Annotated in this window: 20 protein-coding genes; 10 read left to right on the top strand and 10 right to left on the bottom strand. The window is 55.6% G+C overall.

Features of this window, described 5'->3' with window-relative positions; all coding sequences use genetic code 11:
- Positions 1-2,334, bottom strand: coding sequence for an ATP-dependent Clp protease ATP-binding subunit ClpA (clpA, locus tag IMCC12053_RS05485; protein WP_062216491.1), 2,334 nt, complete (start codon positions 2,332-2,334; stop codon positions 1-3).
- Positions 2,335-2,576: 242 nt separating this feature from the next.
- Entirely contained in the window at positions 2,577-3,341 is a 765-nt protein-coding gene (gloB, locus tag IMCC12053_RS05480) for a hydroxyacylglutathione hydrolase (RefSeq protein ID WP_062216489.1), read from the bottom strand.
- Positions 3,342-3,405: 64 nt separating this feature from the next.
- Here gloB and IMCC12053_RS05475 point away from each other — a divergent pair, with 64 nt between their 5' ends.
- The 7 genes from IMCC12053_RS05475 (at position 3,406) to IMCC12053_RS05445 (ending at position 10,007) form a co-directional block, all read left to right on the top strand.
- Complete coding sequence (locus IMCC12053_RS05475) at positions 3,406-4,155, top strand: class I SAM-dependent methyltransferase (RefSeq protein WP_062216487.1); 750 nt, start codon at positions 3,406-3,408, stop codon at positions 4,153-4,155.
- 392 nt (positions 4,156-4,547) lie between these two features.
- Entirely contained in the window at positions 4,548-5,108 is a 561-nt protein-coding gene (locus IMCC12053_RS05470; RefSeq protein WP_062220937.1) for a F0F1 ATP synthase subunit delta, read from the top strand.
- Positions 5,109-6,647 (top strand): F0F1 ATP synthase subunit alpha, encoded by a 1,539-nt coding sequence (atpA, locus tag IMCC12053_RS05465; RefSeq protein WP_062216485.1) that lies wholly within the window; start codon positions 5,109-5,111, stop codon positions 6,645-6,647.
- 18 nt (positions 6,648-6,665) lie between these two features.
- Positions 6,666-7,544 carry a F0F1 ATP synthase subunit gamma gene (locus IMCC12053_RS05460; RefSeq protein WP_062216483.1) on the top strand — a complete coding sequence of 293 codons (879 nt, stop codon included), beginning with the start codon at positions 6,666-6,668 and terminating at the stop codon, positions 7,542-7,544.
- 18 nt (positions 7,545-7,562) lie between these two features.
- Entirely contained in the window at positions 7,563-8,987 is a 1,425-nt protein-coding gene (gene atpD / locus IMCC12053_RS05455; RefSeq protein ID WP_062216481.1) for a F0F1 ATP synthase subunit beta, read from the top strand.
- A 132-nt stretch (positions 8,988-9,119) separates the two neighbouring features.
- Entirely contained in the window at positions 9,120-9,533 is a 414-nt protein-coding gene (locus tag IMCC12053_RS05450) for a F0F1 ATP synthase subunit epsilon (protein ID WP_062216479.1), read from the top strand.
- 126 nt (positions 9,534-9,659) lie between these two features.
- Positions 9,660-10,007, top strand: coding sequence for an H-type lectin domain-containing protein (locus tag IMCC12053_RS05445; protein WP_062216477.1), 348 nt, complete (start codon positions 9,660-9,662; stop codon positions 10,005-10,007).
- A 77-nt stretch (positions 10,008-10,084) separates the two neighbouring features.
- Here IMCC12053_RS05445 and IMCC12053_RS05440 read toward each other — a convergent pair whose 3' ends face one another.
- Complete coding sequence (locus IMCC12053_RS05440; protein ID WP_062216475.1) at positions 10,085-11,104, bottom strand: ribose-phosphate pyrophosphokinase; 1,020 nt, start codon at positions 11,102-11,104, stop codon at positions 10,085-10,087.
- A gap of 209 nt (positions 11,105-11,313) precedes the next feature.
- On the opposite strand from IMCC12053_RS05440, the gene IMCC12053_RS05435 reads away from it, so the two are divergent.
- Complete coding sequence (locus tag IMCC12053_RS05435; protein WP_062216474.1) at positions 11,314-11,925, top strand: 2-hydroxychromene-2-carboxylate isomerase; 612 nt, start codon at positions 11,314-11,316, stop codon at positions 11,923-11,925.
- A 3-nt stretch (positions 11,926-11,928) separates the two neighbouring features.
- On the opposite strand, the gene IMCC12053_RS05430 is transcribed toward IMCC12053_RS05435, so the two are convergent.
- The 7 genes from IMCC12053_RS05430 to IMCC12053_RS05400 all read right to left on the bottom strand — a co-directional run bounded on the left by IMCC12053_RS05430 (position 11,929) and on the right by IMCC12053_RS05400 (position 17,346).
- A complete protein-coding gene (locus IMCC12053_RS05430) occupies positions 11,929-12,957 on the bottom strand; it encodes a threonine aldolase family protein (protein WP_062216472.1) in 1,029 nt (342 codons plus the stop codon).
- Complete coding sequence (locus IMCC12053_RS05425; RefSeq protein ID WP_062216470.1) at positions 12,958-13,416, bottom strand: YcgN family cysteine cluster protein; 459 nt, start codon at positions 13,414-13,416, stop codon at positions 12,958-12,960.
- Positions 13,413-14,339 (bottom strand): bifunctional riboflavin kinase/FAD synthetase, encoded by a 927-nt coding sequence (locus IMCC12053_RS05420; RefSeq protein ID WP_062216468.1) that lies wholly within the window; start codon positions 14,337-14,339, stop codon positions 13,413-13,415. The genes IMCC12053_RS05425 and IMCC12053_RS05420 overlap by 4 nt, the downstream gene beginning before the upstream one ends.
- A gap of 32 nt (positions 14,340-14,371) precedes the next feature.
- Complete coding sequence (locus tag IMCC12053_RS05415; RefSeq protein ID WP_062220934.1) at positions 14,372-14,815, bottom strand: MaoC family dehydratase; 444 nt, start codon at positions 14,813-14,815, stop codon at positions 14,372-14,374.
- Between the two features lie 124 nt (positions 14,816-14,939).
- The gene (locus tag IMCC12053_RS05410; RefSeq protein WP_062216467.1) at positions 14,940-15,818 is read right to left on the bottom strand and encodes a TIGR01459 family HAD-type hydrolase; all 879 of its coding nucleotides are present in this window, start codon (positions 15,816-15,818) and stop codon (positions 14,940-14,942) included.
- A 60-nt stretch (positions 15,819-15,878) separates the two neighbouring features.
- On the bottom strand, positions 15,879-16,358 hold the full coding sequence (locus IMCC12053_RS05405) for a GNAT family N-acetyltransferase (RefSeq protein ID WP_062216465.1): 480 nt from the start codon (positions 16,356-16,358) through the stop codon (positions 15,879-15,881).
- Between the two features lie 67 nt (positions 16,359-16,425).
- On the bottom strand, positions 16,426-17,346 hold the full coding sequence (locus IMCC12053_RS05400) for a manganese-dependent inorganic pyrophosphatase (protein WP_062216462.1): 921 nt from the start codon (positions 17,344-17,346) through the stop codon (positions 16,426-16,428).
- A gap of 107 nt (positions 17,347-17,453) precedes the next feature.
- Between IMCC12053_RS05400 and IMCC12053_RS05395 the strand changes: the two genes are divergently transcribed.
- Both IMCC12053_RS05395 and IMCC12053_RS05390 read left to right on the top strand, forming a co-directional pair.
- Positions 17,454-18,134, top strand: a complete 681-nt coding sequence (locus IMCC12053_RS05395) for a DUF2161 domain-containing phosphodiesterase (protein ID WP_062216460.1) — start codon at positions 17,454-17,456, stop codon at positions 18,132-18,134.
- A 152-nt stretch (positions 18,135-18,286) separates the two neighbouring features.
- Positions 18,287-18,574, top strand: a complete 288-nt coding sequence (locus IMCC12053_RS05390) for a co-chaperone GroES (protein WP_062216458.1) — start codon at positions 18,287-18,289, stop codon at positions 18,572-18,574.
- Positions 18,575-18,600: the final 26 nt, after the last annotated feature.

Below are 18,600 nucleotides of genomic sequence, written 5' to 3'. Positions count from 1 at the left end.
TTAATCGGCGGTCAAAAGAGGCGGCTTTTTAGAGCGGCTGATACGCGGTGCATCGGGTTTTTCGATCCTCAGATCAATTGCGCCGTCTTTCACGCCAACTTTAACCACTCCGCCTTTTGCCAGTTTGCCAAATAGCAATTCCTCGGCGAGCGGCTTTTTGATGTGCTCTTGGATCACACGGCCAAGGGGGCGTGCGCCCATCTTGTCATCATACCCTTTATCCGCAAGCCACGCGGCCGCTTTTGGCGTGAGCTCGATGTGAACGTTGCGGTCCATGAGCTGCGCTTCGAGTTGGAGAACGAACTTTTCGACCACCTGCATGATGACCGTTTTAGGAAGCGGTGCAAAGGAGACGACGGCGTCCAAACGGTTGCGGAATTCTGGTGTGAATGTCCGCTCGATTGCGGCCGTATCTTCGCCAGTGCGACGATCGCGACCAAAGCCGATGGCCTCTTTGGCTTGCTCGGTGGCCCCTGCGTTCGACGTCATGATGAGGATGACATTGCGAAAATCGACCGTGCGACCGTTGTGATCGGTTAACTTGCCGTTATCCATCACCTGCAACAGGATGTTGAAGACATCAGGATGCGCTTTCTCAATTTCATCAAGCAAGAGAACACAGTGCGGGTGCTGATCAACGCTGTCAGTTAACAAGCCGCCTTGATCAAAGCCGACATAGCCCGGAGGTGCGCCGATGAGGCGGGAGATCGCGTGTTTCTCCATGTACTCGGACATATCAAAGCGCAGCAATTCGACGCCAAGTGTATCTGCGAGTTGTTTTGCAACTTCGGTTTTGCCGACACCGGTTGGTCCGGCGAACAGGTAGTTCCCGATGGGCTTTTCTGGCTCACGTAGGCCCGCCCGCGACAGTTTGATCGCGGAGGAGAGTGCGACAATGGCATCATCTTGGCCGAACACCACGCGTTTGAGCGAAGATTCGAGATCTTTGAGCACTTCTGCGTCATCTTTGGAGACGTTTTTGGCTGGGATGCGCGCGATTTTGGCAACCACAGATTCGATCTCTTTGGGTGAGATCGTTTTGCGGCGGCGGCTTTCGGCGACGAGATGCTGGGCGGCGCCCGCCTCGTCAATAACGTCGATGGCTTTGTCGGGCAGCTTGCGATCATGGATGTAGCGTGCGGCCAACTCAACGGCGGTTTTGATCGCATCATTGGTGTAGCGAATGTCGTGATGTTCCTCGAAATAGGGTTTTAGGCCCATCAGGATTTTCACAGCATCTTCGACCGATGGCTCATTGACGTCGATCTTTTGGAAACGGCGCGCTAGTGCGCGGTCCTTTTCAAAATGCTGACGGAACTCTTTGTAGGTTGTGGACCCCATACACCGCAGTTTGCCGCCCTGAAGGGCAGGTTTTAGCAGGTTGGATGCATCCATCGCGCCGCCAGAGGTGGCTCCAGCCCCGATGATCGTGTGAATTTCGTCAATGAACAGGATCGCGTCGGGGTGATCCTCTAGTTCTTTCATCACACCTTTGAGGCGTTCCTCGAAATCGCCACGATACCGCGTGCCGGCCAAGAGTGCGCCCATATCGAGCGAGTAGATGGTGGTCTTTGACAGGATTTCAGGCGTTTCGCCATCGTTGATCTTTTTAGCGAGTCCTTCCGCGATGGCGGTTTTACCAACACCGGGATCGCCCACCAAAAGCGGGTTGTTCTTGCGGCGGCGACACAACACTTGGATACAGCGCTCGACCTCGTCGGTACGACCGATGAGCGGATCAACATCGCCCTCGGCCGCCTTCGCGTTTAGATCGACACAGTATTTGGACAGTGCAGATTCTTTCGCTTCGCCGCCGTCAACGGTTTCTTGTTTTTGGGTGTCTTGGATCTCTTCATTGGCGCCTGAGATCGGACGGCTTTCGCCAAATGCGGGATCTTTGGCAACACCATGTGCGATGTAGTTTACGGCGTCATAGCGCGTCATGTCTTGTTCTTGCAGGAAATACGCGGCGTTGCTTTCGCGCTCGGCAAAGATCGCGACGAGCACGTTCGCACCTGTGACTTCTGTCCGGCCAGACGATTGGACATGAATGGCGGCGCGTTGAATGACACGTTGGAATGAGGCGGTTGGAACCGCTTCGGACCCTTCGACATCGGTGACGAGTGTCGACAGGTCATCCTCGATGTATTCCAAAAGGGTCTTTCGCAACTCATCCAATTCCACATTGCAGGCTTGCATGACACGAGCCGCATCGGGTTCGTCGATGAGGGCGAGGAGAAGATGTTCTAGCGTAGCCAATTCATGGTGGCGGGCGTTCGCCAGCGCCAAGGCAGAATGGATTGCTTGCTCAAGAGTGTTGGAAAATGACGGCACGTCGACAGTGCTCCTTCGTCTGGGGCTGTTGCGTTGGGCATAATGCTCGTCAACAACCGTGGCCTGATACTCTTAAAGTTTGATTGAAACGCCCATACTTCAAGTAGAAAATTGCAAAATCAGTATATATTTTCGTGAACCGCGTGTTTTTGTGCGGTTTTGGTGGGCTTCAATGCCAAACCTGTGCTGTCTTGTCGGGGTCTGTCGAATTTGACCAGTATCGCATGTCTCTTCTGTTTGGGTCAAAACTTGTCTTTTCGGGCACGGATTTGCGTAAACACGTCCACGTTGCTTGATCCGTTCATGCCCAACGCGTCTTTAACACCGTCCAGATCGGCACGTAAAAACGGGTTGGTTGCTATCTCGAGCGCGAGAGATGAGGGAACAGTAAATTGCCCCGCAACCAATGCCGCTTCGATAGCCTGTGCGCGCTCCTGCAATGCGCTGTTGTTTGTCTCAATTGTAAGCGCGAACTTTGCATTCCCCGCGGTGTATTCATGACCCGAGTAGACCAGTGTTTCGGGTGGAAGAGCCTTGAGGCGCTCCATCGTTTCCCACATCTGCGCAGGCGTTCCCTCAAGCAACCGCCCACACCCAAGCGCCATAAGGCTATCGCCGGAAAAGAGCGCCTTGGCATCAGGGATATAAAACGCGACATGGCCAATCGTGTGGCCATCCGCCGCGATCACCTCGACCGTATGCGCGCCAAACGTAAATGTGCCACCTGCCTCAACAGCAGTACTGAGAGGCGGTAATCGATGTTGATCTGGTTTTGCACCGAGAACAGTTGCGCCTGTCTCTTTTACCAGATCGGCCACGCCGTCCACATGGTCCCAATGGTGATGGGTGAGCCATATCTCGTTGAGCGTCCAGCCGTGGTAATCGAGCGCATCGAGAATGGGTTCGGCCTCGGCCACATCGACCACGGCGGTGCGTCCCGTGGCGGGGTCATGGACGAGAAAGTCGTAGTTGTCTGAGAGGGCCGCAACAGTGACGATCTCTAGCATGGTGTTTTCTCCGGCTTTGGGTCATTCTCTTGTGTAACACTTGTCGTTCAGCCACGGTATTGCAATGCATCTCGACGTCGTCGACCTAAGAAATTTCTATTACCGGACCGGATTGGGGCGGGCGGCACAGCGCGCGGTGCGCAATTGTGTTACGGATTTATGGCCGGACGCCTCGCGCCAAACCGTTGCGGGCTTTGGGTTTTCGGTGCCGTTACTGCGCCCGTATCTCGCGGATGCGCGCCGCGTCATAGGCCTCATGCCCGATCAGCAGGGTGTGATGCATTGGCCGGCGGGACTGCCGAATGTTTCAACGCTATGTCGTGAAACCCGATGGCCATTGCAAACCGGCTTTGTTGACAAACTCATTGTTATGCATGGTCTTGAAACTTCGGATCACCAATCCGCAGTTTTAGAAGAATGTTGGCGCGTGCTTGGCCCCGGTGGTCGCGCACTGTTTATTGTGCCCAACCGTGCGGGTCTGTGGTCGCGCTCGGATGCCACGCCATTTGGTTACGGGCGGCCCTATTCGCTGGGCCAGTTGGAAATGCAACTCAAACAGGCGGGATTCGTCTCGGAGCGGCACCGGGCCGCGCTGTTCCAGCCCCCTTCGCACAAACGGTTCTGGCTGCGCTCTGGCCCGATGTGGGAAAATTTTGGTCGCAAAGTTTCAACGGCGCTGGCCGGCGGGGTCATCATTCTCGAAGTCTCCAAGCAAGTTTACGCGCAAACTGGATCAGGGTCACCTGTTGCGGTGAAGCGCCCAAGCCGTGTGCTTGGCGGCATCGGCGTATTGCCCGAGGCGAAACCAATATAAGGCGCTCTGGTCATCGTCGCCAAATCACCCGATTGGATGCGTGATGCCATGATCGCGCCCACTTAACAAATCACCGTGCAGATTGTGCTGTTCCGGATGGGGCGGGGCATCAAAACCGTGTGACTCGCGCGAATCTTGGTGCAAAATTTTGGGCAAATTAGATATTTTTTAACGCCTACAGAGCGCAAAGTTTGTAAGTCTTTGAAATCTATAGGAAGCGGCCTGATGCATGTTAGCGCTATGTCCGCGCAACAAGGTTGCGAGGCGGATAAGCCTCTGTTACACCCACGCCGATTTTACCTCCCATGTGTTCTGCATGGGTTGTTCAAGCTGCCTGCTTCTCACGCGGTAAATGTGTGGGGAAACGGCCCAAAGACATCGGAAGGGTGGACGTGTCCGAACCAGCTTCGATCTCCCGCGGCATTGCCGCACGCTACGCAACGGCCGTTTTCGAATTGGCTAAAGATGGCAAAGCACTAAAGGCGCTTGAGGACGACGTGTCGTCCCTGTCTTCGGCTCTCGTAGACAGCGCTGATTTCCGTGATCTTGTTTCCTCGCCCGTGATTTCACGTGCCGATTTGGAAGGCTCGATCACTGCAATCGCTAAAAAAGCAAAATTGTCCAAAATCGTGACCAATACGTTGGCCATGATGGCGCAAAATCGTCGTCTCTTTGTCTTGCCGCATTTGGTTGAGACACTCAAAGAGTTGCTCGCCGCAGAGCGCGGCGAGGTTACGGCGGATGTCGTTTCCGCAAAGGCATTGACCAAAGCACAGTCAGATAAACTGGCGAAATCGCTTTCGGTTCAATTCGGAAAAGATGTGAACATTCATGCGACTGTTGATGAATCCCTCATCGGTGGTCTTGTCGTCAAAGTGGGCTCAAAGATGATCGATACGTCGATCGCCTCCAAGCTCGCATCCCTCCAGAATGCAATGAAAGAGGTCGGATAAATGGGTATCCAAGCTGCAGAGATTTCTGCGATCCTTAAGGACCAGATTAAGAACTTTGGCAAAGATGCCGAAGTTGCTGAGGTTGGCCGCGTTCTTTCCGTCGGTGACGGTATCGCGCGTGTGTATGGTCTTGATAACGTGCAGGCCGGTGAGATGGTCGAATTCCCCGGTGGTATCCGCGGAATGGCGCTGAACCTCGAAACCGACAATGTCGGTATCGTGATCTTCGGCTCTGACCGTGATATTAAAGAAGGTGACACCGTCAAACGGACGAACTCCATTGTGGACGTTCCCGTAGGTGACGCGCTTTTGGGTCGCGTTGTTGACGGTCTGGGTAACCCGATCGACGGCAAAGGCGAGATTAAAGCCACCGAACGCCGTATCGCGGACAGCAAAGCGCCGGGTATTATCCCACGCAAATCTGTTCACGAGCCTATGGCAACCGGCCTCAAATCCGTTGACGCGATGATCCCAATCGGACGTGGCCAGCGTGAGCTGATCATTGGCGACCGTCAGACCGGTAAAACGGCTGTGGCGCTCGACGCCATCCTCAACCAGAAAGGCTACAACGAAGCCGCTGGCGATGATGAGTCCAAGAAGCTCTATTGCATCTACGTGGCCATCGGCCAAAAGCGCTCCACTGTTGCTCAGCTTGTGAAAAAGCTCGAGGAGTCCGGCGCGATTGAGTACACAACGATTGTGGCCGCAACCGCATCCGACCCTGCGCCGATGCAGTTCCTCGCACCTTATGCGGCGACAGCAATGGCAGAGTACTACCGTGACAACGGCAAACACGCTTTGATCATTTACGATGACTTGTCCAAACAGGCCGTTTCGTATCGTCAGATGTCGCTTCTTTTGCGCCGCCCACCAGGACGTGAAGCTTACCCAGGTGACGTGTTCTACCTTCACTCGAGACTTCTTGAGCGCTCCGCGAAGCTGAACGAAGACAACGGTTCCGGTTCCTTGACGGCTTTGCCGATCATTGAGACGCAAGGTGGCGACGTGTCCGCGTTTATTCCGACAAACGTGATTTCGATCACCGATGGTCAGATCTTCCTCGAAACCGAATTGTTCTATCAGGGTATCCGTCCTGCTGTGAACACAGGTCTTTCGGTGTCGCGCGTGGGCTCCTCCGCCCAAACCAAAGCCATGTCTTCGGTTGCTGGTCCGGTGAAATTGTCGCTCGCTCAGTACCGCGAGATGGCTGCTTTTGCTCAGTTCGGTTCCGATCTTGATGCGTCCACTCAGCAGTTGCTGAACCGTGGCGCACGTTTGACCGAGTTGATGAAGCAAGCGCAGTATTCGCCGCTGTCCAACGCTGAAATCGTCTGCGTGATCTTTGCGGGCACCAACGGTTACCTCGACAAAGTCGGTGTAAAAGATGTTGGTCGCTACGAGGCTCAATTGCTCGACTTCTTGCGCAACCAGCACGCTGATGTTCTTGCTTGGATCACCAAAGACGATCCCAAGATCAAAGGCGAAGCAGCTGACAAGCTCAAAGCGGTTCTAGACGCATTCGCCAAGACTTTCGCGTAAGATTAGAGGAAAGCTTCAATGCCCAACCTCAAAGTTCTTAAAAACCGGATCGCGAGCGTGAAATCCACGCGCAAGATCACGAAGGCCATGCAGATGGTCGCGGCTGCAAAATTGCGCCGCGCCCAAGATGCGGCTGAGGCATCGCGCCCCTACACAGAACGCTTTAACGCGGTTCTAGGTGCGCTTTCCGCTTCGGTTGGTGGCTCCGATAGCGCGCCCCGGCTTCTCGCCGGGACGGGCAAGGACGACGTGCATCTGCTCGTCGTGATGACGGCTGAACGTGGTTTGTGTGGTGGTTTCAACTCCAATATCGTGAAACTGGCCCGCACGCGCATCGCCGAGCTGCAAGCAAACGGTAAGACGGTCAAGATTTTGACTGTTGGCAAAAAAGGCCGTGAGCAGCTCAAGCGCGATCACGGGGATAAAATGGTGGCTCACGTTGACTTCTCTGAGGTCAAAAACATCGGCTACGCAAATGCTCAAGAGGTCGCCAAAGACATTCTTGCGCGTTTCGACGCCGAAGAGTTCGATGTTGCAACGATCTTCTACGCGAAGTTCGTCAATGTCGTATCCCAGATCCCGACCGCACAGCAGATCATCCCTGCCGCATATGAAACGGACGCAGGCGCAGATGTGGCTTCCACACTCTACGACTACGAACCGTCCGAGGAAGGCATCCTTGCCGACCTTTTACCGCGCGGCGTGGCCACACAGATCTTCTCGGCTCTCTTGGAAAACGGTGCCTCCGAACAAGGGTCGCGCATGTCCGCAATGGACAACGCGACACGTAACGCGGGCGATATGATCGACAAACTGACCATTCAGTACAACCGTTCGCGTCAGGCTGTCATCACCAACGAGCTTATCGAAATCATCTCGGGCGCGGAAGCGCTCTAAGAATCGGAGTAACGAAACATGGCAAAAGCTACTGGCAAAATCACGCAGGTGATTGGCGCCGTTGTCGACGTTCAGTTCGACGGCGACCTCCCCGCCATTCTCAACGCCCTTGAAACAGACAACAATGGCAACCGTCTTGTTCTTGAGGTCGCTCAACACCTCGGCGAGAACACTGTTCGCACCATCGCTATGGACGCGACCGAAGGTCTCGTTCGTGGTCAGGCTGTGACAGATTTGGACTCGCAGATCTCTGTGCCTGTTGGCACAGCGACACTCGGCCGTATCATGAACGTGACTGGCGACCCTGTTGACGAAAAAGGTCCGGTTGTTTCTGAGGCGCGCCGCCCGATTCACGGCGATGCACCTGCGTTCGACCAACAGTCGACAGCAACAGAGATCCTCGTCACCGGCATTAAGGTTATCGACCTTCTGGCCCCATACACCAAAGGCGGCAAAATTGGCCTCTTCGGCGGTGCTGGCGTTGGCAAAACCGTTCTCATCATGGAATTGATCAACAACATTGCAAAGGTGCACTCCGGTGTGTCCGTGTTCGCAGGTGTTGGTGAGCGGACCCGTGAAGGTAACGACCTTTACCACGAGATGATCGAATCTGGCGTTATCGTTCCTGATAACCTCACGGATTCGAAAATTGCTCTGGTTTACGGCCAAATGAACGAGCCTCCCGGTGCACGTATGCGTATTGCTTTGACGGGTCTGACCCTCGCCGAGCAGTTCCGCGATGACACGGGCTCTGACGTTTTGTTCTTCGTGGACAACATCTTCCGTTTCACACAGGCTGGTTCCGAGGTGTCCGCACTCTTGGGTCGTATTCCATCCGCTGTGGGCTATCAGCCAACACTCGCGACCGACATGGGCGCGATGCAGGAACGTATTTCCTCGACCAAGAACGGGTCTATTACCTCCGTTCAGGCCGTGTACGTGCCCGCAGATGACTTGACCGACCCTGCGCCGGCCACATCGTTTGCTCACCTTGATGCGACGACCGTTCTCGATCGTTCGATCTCGGAAAAAGGCATCTATCCTGCTGTGGACCCACTTGGTTCCACCTCGCGTTTGCTTGATCCACTGATCATTGGCGAAGAGCACTACAAAGTTGCGACCGATGTTCAGCAGGTGCTTCAGCGCTACAAGTCGCTGCAAGACATCATTGCCATTCTTGGCATGGACGAGCTGTCCGAGGAAGACAAACTGGCCGTGGCACGCGCGCGTAAAATCGAGCGTTTCTTGTCCCAGCCGTTTGACGTGGCCAAAGTGTTCACAGGCGCAGACGGCAAGCAGGTTCCACTCGAAGATACGATCCAGTCGTTCAAAGCTGTTGTGGCAGGTGAGTACGATCACCTTCCAGAAGCTGCGTTCTACATGGTTGGTGGTATCGACGAAGTGCTCGCGAAAGCCGAAAAACTGGCTGCTGAAGCTGCCTAAACGCAACCTCACGTGTTTCGGGGCCATCTTTTTTGGCGGTCCCGAAATGCGCGCCGCAGCAGTACGAAGTGCACGTTTTGCTTACGTATTGTGACCGAAATGTAGGGCAAAACGTTTTGAAGGAGGCCATCCATGGCTGATACGATCCAATTCGACCTCGTTTCACCGGAACGGAAGCTTGCTTCTGTCTCCGCGACCGAGGTGCAAATTCCAGGTTCCGAGGGTGATTTGACTGCGATGGCGGGCCACGCTGCCACCATCCTGACAATCCGCCCGGGTGTTCTCACGGTAAAAGGCGCAAACGGCGAAGAGCAATTCGTCGTTATTGGCGGTTTCGCCGAAGTGGCCGCGGACAGCGTGTCTGTTCTGGCCGAAATGGCGCTTCCACGGGGCGAAATGTCTCAAGAGGTGGTCTTGGAGTTGGTTGCGCAGGCAACGAAAACTCACGAGGAGGCCCACCCCGACGAGCATCACGCGACTGAGAAATTCCTCTCGGATCTCGTGCACCTTGCTGACGACATGGGGTTCCACTCCAACCTCGGCTAAGAATGGTCCCGCTCTGATATTGGAAAAGCCCGCGATGTAAATCACGCGGGCTTTTTCTTTTTGTATTTGTTATTAGCGCCTTACTAGCTGTATGATTGATGCAACTTGAGGTTGAGGCATTGCTGAATGAAACGTATTGAGACGCATCAATTGGGAATTGAGCAGGGATCAATCCTGCTGTTCTCTGATTTTCAAGATGATGGTGAGATGTGGACGGGGACGGGTCCACGCCACATGCGGCGTGTCATTGAGTTTGATGAGCCGTTTTTGCACGCGCCATCCGTCACTGTTAGCCTGTCGATGCTCGATATTGATCAAGCCTCCAATCACCGCGTCGACATTTCCGCCGATATGATCACCGATGATAGTTTTGTCATTATTTTTCGGACATGGGGCGATACGCGTGTGGCGCGGGTCCGTGCCGATTGGATGGCCATCGGTGCCGTGCGTCATGAGGATGATTGGACGCTTTAGCGCCTTTTCCGAGCGTCAAAGCAAAAGCGCGAGGGGCTATCCCTCGCGCTTTGTTAGAGTGGCATTCTTATTTGAACTCAGTCAGCGTTGTAGAGGCCTTCGTAGAGCGGCACGAGGGTCTTGTTGTCGAATAATGACGACACTGATGTGCCGTTCCATGTGTTGATGATCGCCTGTGCAAACAGTGGCGCCATCGGCACAATGCGGATATTGGCGCAGTCTTTGACCGCCTGTGTCGCCTCAATACTATCGGTGATAACGAGCGATTTGAGTTTGGAATTCGTGACGCGCTCAACGGCGGGACCGGACAGAACGCCGTGGGAAATATAGGCGTGCACTTCGGCCGCGCCGGCCTCCATTAGGTGTTCGGCGGCTTTGCATAGCGTACCTGCGGTGTCGATAAGGTCGTCCACGATAATACATTTTTTGCCAACCACGTCACCGATGACGGTCATCTCGGCGATTTCTCCGGCTTTCTCGCGGCGCTTGTCCACGATGGACAGCGGCGCATCGATCCGTTTGGCCAATTCGCGGGCACGTGCTACGCCGCCGACATCGGGAGAGACGACCATGATGTCATCCATCACCCCTTTGAAATGGTCTTTGATGTCGAGCGCGAACACAGGAGAGGCGTAGAGGTTGTCGACAGGGATGTCGAAAAACCCTTGGATCTGGGTAGCATGCAGGTCCATCGTCAACACGCGCTCGATACCGGCCTCAACCATCATGTTGGCCACGAGTTTGGCGGAGATCGGTGTGCGGGCTTTCATGCGGCGATCTTGGCGGGCATAGCCAAAATAGGGGATGACAGCGGTGATGCGACCGGCGGATGAGCGGCGTAGCGCGTCCGTAATGATTAGCAATTCCATCAAGTTGTCATTGGCGGGGTTGGACGTGGGTTGAATGATAAACATGTCCTCGCCGCGCACGTTCTCATAGACCTCGACGAAAATTTCGCCATCGTTAAACCGTTCTACCCGCGCATCGCACAGCTCGACGGACATGCCGCGATGCATGGACAGTCGGCGGGCGACATTGGAGGCAAGGGCGCGGTTCGCGTTACCGGAAATGAGTTTTGGTTCGGAGGTTGTGGGCATGAGCAGCGTTTCCCGAGGTGTGTTTGGCCAATACCGCCACGGATTCGCGACGCTTACTTCAACTAACATTCTCACCGCATAGCGTCTATCTACCTTCGCTTGTTCATAACAGCGCAGGCGCTTTTATTGCGGGTGGTGGTCATCGCGCCTTTCTTGTTTCTAGGGCTTGCCGTACCTTGACCTCCACGCACTCATAAGGAGCTAAAATCATGGCCCACATCGACTACTATTTTTCCCCGCTTAGTGTTTTCACCTACTTCGCGGGTGACCGTCTGGAACAGATCGCCGCACAACACGGCGCAACCATTCGTTACAAGCCGTTTGATATCATGGTGTTGTTCGATCGCCTTGGCGCGCCAAAGCCCGCCGATCGTCCCGTGGGGCGCAGTGTGTACCGCATGCAAGAGCTGCGCCGCATCCGTGACGAGCTTGGCCTGACCATGCATGAGAAACCTGATTTCTGGCCGACGAACGCTGCCCCTGCGGCCTATGCGATCATCGCGGCCCAAGAGGCAAAAGACGCCACTGGCGAGGGCGATATCTGTGCCTTAATCGGCTCGTTGTTCAAGGCAACTTGGGAAGAGAACCGTGACATCGCGCAAGATGACGTGATCACCCAGGCGCTAAAAGCGGGCGGATTTGATCCTGCGTTAGCAACAACCGGATTGCTCGCGGGCGCAGAAACATATCCTAAAAACACCGACGATGCCTTTGCCTCGGGTGTGTTCGGATCGCCGTTCTACATCGTCACAGACACAGACGAGCGGTTCTGGGGCCAAGACCGCCTTGCACAGCTCGACCGCTATCTGGGCACGCTCTAACGGTTACTCTAACGCCTCAAGGAGCGAATCCACATCATCCGCTGACGTGGACCAACTTGTGACCAGACGCGCCATGACAGGCGTGTCTGGTGCAACCCCGTCGATTGCGTCCCACGGATGATAGACCGCTCCCTTGCTCCATGCTTGGCGATGCAGCGAAAGCGGTAGCCGCGCAAATACCATATTGCCGTCCACGGTATAATCCATCTCTGCGCCGCGTTCCTCAAGCCCGTCAGCCAAACGTGTGGCCATCGCGTTGGCGTGGGTCGCAAGATCGAGCCAGAGATCATCCTCAAGCCATGCCAGCATCTGAGCCGAGATAAACCGCGCCTTTGATACGTTATGGCCGCCCCGCATCCGGTGGCTTTCAAACGCGTCTTTGAGATCTGGATCGAACAAGATGGCCAGTTCGGCCGTCATTGCGCCGTTTTTGGTGCCGCCGAGCGACAGCGTTGTCATTTCTCGTGTCATTTCCCATGGCGTGGCACCCGTGGACGCGATTGCATTGGCAAACCGTGCGCCATCCATGTGTAGCGGGAGGCGCGCACAATCGACAAGTGTCTCAATATGGGCGGGCGTATACGCCTCGCCGTATTCCGTCAAATTTGTGAGTGAAACGGCGGCGGGCGGCATGGCGTGGATGTCGTGGCCTGCGCGATCCTTTGCAATGGCTTGCGACAACGTTTGGGCATTTAGGCGACTATCAAGGGACGGGAGTGCGCGCAGTTTTGCCCCGCCCGCGTAAAAGGTCGCTGCGCCGCGTTCATCAACTTCGATATGGGCGGTCTCATGGCAATAGATCACGCCCCACGGCGGCGACATGGCGGCCAATAGTGCGGCGTTGGTCGCGGTCCCAGATGTCATGGGATAAACTAGCGCGTCAGGGGCGTTGAACAGCTCGCGCACGCGTTCGGTCAAGATGTCGGTGAACGGATCCGCACCATAGGCGGGCGTGTAGCCGTCATTCGCAAGCATAAGGGCTTCCATGACTTTTGGATGTGCTGCGGATGTATTGTCGGAGGCAAAGAACATTTAGGTCTCCCCTGTGGGTTCCTCGATAATGTGGTCTTCCCACTCGTCTTCGTCCACCTCAAATTCGGGGACGGTTATGCCGCGTACCGAAACGCCGGCCTGATGCACGGTCTGCGGATCGCCGGTGAGGAGCGGATGCCAATGTGGTAAGGGCTTGCCCTGATACAACAGGCGGTAGGCGCAGGTTTGCGGCATCCAATAGGCGTGTTTATCGATGGTGCTCGGTTTGAGCACGATACATTCTGGAACGATGCTTTTGCGAATGTCATATTGCCCACACAGGCATGATTGATCATCGAGCAACCGACAGGCAACACGGGTCAAAAACACCTCGCCCGTATCGGCATCCTCAATCTTGTTGAGACAGCATTTGCCACAGCCATCACAGAGCGCTTCCCATTCCTCGGCGTTCATTTTCGCCAATGGCACGTCTTGCCAGAAATTCGGACGCTTGCTCATGCGAGCGCGCTCAGGATTTTACGCGCCTCGTCGCAATCGGCATTCATCTGGGTGATGAGAGCGTCTAGATCGGAGTACTTTTCTTCGGGGCGCAAAAAATCGACAAAAGCGACCGATAGCGTCTCGTCATAGAGGTCGCCGTCAAAGTCGAACAAAAAGCTTTCAAGACACGGCGTGTTTGCGCCGAATGTTGGTTTGACGCCAAGGGACGCGGCCCCCTGATAGCTGCCTGTGTGCGGGCCTGTCAGCACATCTACAAGAACGGCATAGACGCCGAATTTAGGCGCATGCAGCCCGTCAATCGACATGTTGGCAGTAGGAAAGCCAAGGTCGCGGCCGCGTTTGTCGCCGTGGGCCACCATGCCCTCGATACGGTGCCAGTGGCCTAGCATGTCGGCCGCATCGTGCGGGCGGCCTTCGGCCAGTGCCACGCGGATCGCAGAGGATGAGGAGACACCCGTTTCGGTTTCCAATAACTCCGCAATGGTCACTCCAAATCCCATTTGCGCTCCGAACTGTTTGAGATCGGTTGCCGTGCCGATGCGCCCTTTGCCAAAACAAAAATCAGCACCGACGACGACATGGGAGAGGCCAAGCCCCTCAACAATCACTTGGCGCGCAAACTCTTCGGGGGTCATTGCGACCATCGCGGTATCGAACGGCAATTGAAACAGGTGGTCGACCCCAAGTTTGGCCAAGCGGCTCGCCTTGGCCTTGGCATTCATCAACCGAAAGGGCGGCGCACCTGGGGCAAAGAATTCGCGTGGGTGCGGCTCGAACGTGACAATGCCGAGAGGGCCGTGATCACGGGCGAGATCAATCACATGACGGTGGCCGCGATGCACACCGTCAAAGTTACCAATGGCGGCAGATGCGCCGCGTGCGTCATCGGGAATATCGGTCCAATGGGTATGGATTTTCATGGCGGTCCCCTCGCGGGGGAGCGCCCCGCGTATCAGTCGAATTTAGCACTTGGCGCAAGCACGGTGGCCTCGCCTTTCAGCACAACGGTATCGCCCACAGTGCAGCGACATTCAAGGGAAACGCGGCGTTTTGCGTGGATGATGTCTGTCACGGTGACTTCGGCCAAAACAGTATCGCCGGGCCGTACGGGAGCCATGAATTTCAACGTCTGGCCCAAATAGATTGTGCCATGACCGGGAAGTTGTTCGCCGATGACCGCAGAAATGAGGCCCGCCGTGAGCATGCCATGGGCGATGCGCCCCTCAAAAATAGTGTCACGGGCGTAATCATCGTCGAGATGGACGGGGTTGTGGTCGGTGGAGATCTCGGCAAACAGTTCGATATCACGATCTGTTACCACCTTGCGCAAGGAGCGCATCATACCAATTTCGATGTCTTCAATACAGATTGTTCCGCGGGGCATATTGTCCAACATAATGTTCGAATCCTCGTCCATGTTGCGGTGCAGCATATACGGAATTCGAACGCGAAACAATATGTCGCGCAAGAATATTTGTTAAGAAGTGGTGTTTGAGCAAAATTATTACTACAATAAAATATTACCGCAAGAATGAAATCGCCACCGTTGGGGATAGGTTTTGATCGGCCAACCAATGCTTGAGCCGCTCTGGGTCTGGGGATTGCGGGTCGTCCCCGAATTCGTGCGCAGCCAAGCCACCGGTGATAAACAGCGTATCAAGGCCCTCGCCGAGCCCGCCCATAATATCGGTGCCGATCCCATCGCCAATGCATAGGATTTTGTCGTCGCTGATTTGTGCGACTTGCGCGAGGCGACGGCGGGCCAGATCGTAAATCGGGGGATGAGGTTTGCCAAAGTATAGACTTTGGCCGCCCATTTCGGTGTAAAGAGCGGCAACGGCACCGGCGCAGTATTCGCGCGTTTCCCCACGATCCACAACGATATCGGGGTTCGCGCACAACAGCTTTAGCCCCTTTTGCTTGGCGTACAGGAAATCGGCGCGGTACACATCTGGGTCCGCCATTGCGTCCTCGGGGCCTGTCACGACGATGCCCTCGGCGCGCTCCAAAGGCACAGTGTTAATGGCCACGGCGTCTTCGGCAACGAGGTCCATCGGAGCTAGAAAGACGTCCTGTTCTCCCGCAGCACCGATAAAATACACGTCTGATCCAACGGCACCCAGATACATCGCGGCGCGCGCGCTATCGCCGGACGTAGCAATGGCGTCATAGGCATCGGTTGGCACGCCAAAACCGATCAATTGCTCTGAGACGGCTTTCCACGGGCGCGGTGAGTTGGTGACCAAAATCACAATCCCACCCGACTTGCGGTAGGATTGTAATGCTTTGACGGCCTCGGGGTAGGCCGTGACGCCGTTGTGTACACAGCCCCACAGATCGACAAACAACGCGTCATACCGCGGCGATATATCGGTCAGGTTCTGGATTAACTGTGTCATAATGCGCTCCGTTTTGTGCTTGTCTCTTAGGTAAAGGTCCGGCGTGTGAAAGAAAAGCGGTTAGGCGAACGCCTTTGGGTAGGTCAACGTCCTGATCTTTGTTTTCGCAGGGCCGACGATCAGTGTTCGATCGATGGCATTCGTGGAGGTGAAATCGTCGTCGATCGGAGTGAAGCCGCAGCGGGTGTAGAACGCAGGGTCGCCCACAACCACCACCGTTTGCCCCGACAGTTCAGCCCATTGCGCGATCATCCCGACAAAACGCCGCCCGAATCCGCGCCCTTGGTGGTCGGGGTGAATGGCCATTGGCGATAGTGCGATCCATCCTTTGGGCGAGATCATATGCGACAGTGCTGCATAACCGACAATCTCACCGTCCATCGGCAACACCATTTCGCCTGCGATGGCCCGTGATTTGCGCAGGTTGGCCACTAGACCGACCTCGGTTTTGCCGCCAAACGCCGCCGCAATCAGAGCGTCCACGGCTGGTTCTTCGCCACGTTTGAGCGCGCGCATAAAGTCGGGGGATTTGAATAGCATGGGATCTCCAACGCAAAAGGGGCACCTTGCGGCACCCCTTTGAACTCTATCTAAACCACGAAGTCCATTAGGCTTTCAGGTTTGGCATGATCTGTTTTTTGCGCGACATGACGCCAGCTAGAACCACCGTGTCGCCCGTCACGGTACAGCCGAACGAGGCTTCCGCGATCTGTTTGACGGTATCGTTGGGGACCAACAATGTGGCTTCCTCTTTGAGGATGTCGACCACGAACAACAACACTTCGTTTGCGCCGTCTTCGGCCGCAACGGCGGGCATAGCGGCCATCAAGCTGTCTTTGCGGTCAAGGATCAATTTGGGCGCGGTGGTTTCCAAAACGGAGACGCGAAGCGCGGTCGTGCCGACCGTGTATTCTTTGCTGTCCATGCGGATCAACTCGGCATCGGAGAAGGCCGCAACGTCTGATTTGGCTTCGAACATTTCGGACGCATAGGCGGCCATGTCGAGGTTCAACTCACCGGCTAGTTTTTCGGCCAATGCGCGGTCCACATCGGTCGTCGTAGGCGAACGGAACTCAAGCGTGTCTGACAGGATGCACGACAAAACCATGCCCTTGACCCAATCGGGCATCTTGTCGGCATCATCGCCCATCAGATCGACCATGATAGTCGCGGTGCAGGCGAGCGGACGGATGGTGATGTCGATCGGACCCGCAGTTTCAAGGCCGCCGACCAGTTTGTGGTGGTCGATGATCGCGGTGATGTCGAGGTCGTTGATGTTGGCGGGCAATTCGGCGGGGTTGTTGGTGTCGACGATGACAACCTTTTGGCCCGCGTCAAATTCGGTGACGATACGTGGTTTCGGGCAGGACCATTTTTCCAACACAAACGCCGCTTCGGTGTTGGGCTCGCCCAAGAATACGGCCTCGGCCTTTTCGCCTTTGATCTCGTTGAGGTACCATGCCCAGATGACGGGGGAGCCTGTGGAGTCTGTGTCGGGGGATTTGTGGCCGAAAACGAGCGTTGTCATGTAAGAAGTCCCATAATAGGTGGCAATTTTGCCCGCTTTATAGGCAGTGCAGCATAGCTTGTCACGCCCCACTATGCCGCACGAGTGAACCGCGCTAAAAAGGCCGCATGAGTAAGAATGCGACAAAGCCCAAAGAGAGCGACCTGTACCTGCCTGTGAAAGCCTTTCTTGAGGGGCTTGGCTATGAGGTAAAGGCGGAAATCAAAGACGCGGATGTTATGGGGCGGCGTGGTGACGAGCCGCCGGTGATTGTCGAGTTGAAGCTCGGGTTTTCACTGATCTTGCTGCACCAAGGCGTTGCGCGCCAACGGATCACCGATCAGGTCTATCTCGCCGTGCCGCGGTGGTCGGGGCGCGCCGGATGGAAAGCGTTCAAGGCCAACGTGGGACTTGCCAAACGTTTGGGCCTCGGGGTCATCTCCGTCGATCTGGGCGCGGGGCCAACGGTGCACGCCGTGCAGGTCCACGCCGACCCCGCCGAGTTCAAGGCCCGCAAGGTAAAGGCCCGCAAAGACAGCCTGCTCAAAGAGTTTAACGCGCGCGAGGGTGACCCTAACCTTGGCGGCGTGCGCGGCGCACGGGTAACGGCCTACCGTCAAGCGGCGGAGAAATGCCGCGAGTATTTGGCGCAGAACGGCCCAAGCAAAGGCGCGGACGTGGCAAAGGCCACAGGCATCGAGAAAGCCACAACCATTATGCGGATGGATCATTATGGGTGGTTTGTTCGCGATTCCAGTTCAGGCAACCGTGGTGTCTATGGTCTGACCGAATTGGGCGGGGCGGCGTAGGAAAACTATTTGCGCCTCTCGTGGTTGACACACCCATGTGGCCTGCCTACCTATGCCATGTTGTCACTCGCACATGCTGAGTGCTAACGCCTCATTTATCCGCTCAAGATAGGCGGAACCGAAACAGTAACTTTGAGCAAGGATCCTCGAAGATGGCATTTAAACCGCTTCACGACCGCGTTGTTGTTCGCCGCACCGAAGGCGACGAAAAAACCTCTGGTGGCCTCATCATTCCAGATAGCGCCAAAGAAAAGCCCTCCGAAGGCGAGATTGTCTCCGTTGGTGAGGGCGCACGCAAAGACAGCGGCGAGCTGATCGCACCTGCCGTAAAAGCAGGCGACCGCGTCTTGTTTGGCAAATGGTCCGGCACAGAAATCACCGTTGAGGGCGAAGAGCTTCTCATCATGAAAGAGTCCGACATTCTCGGTATCATCGCTTAAGCGATCTCTTTCCTACAGAAATTTAC

The organism is Celeribacter marinus (assembly GCF_001308265.1).
GTDB lineage: Bacteria > Pseudomonadota > Alphaproteobacteria > Rhodobacterales > Rhodobacteraceae > Celeribacter > Celeribacter marinus.
Note: the sequence above shows the minus strand (reverse complement) of the source record. Positions and strands in the feature narration are given on the sequence as shown.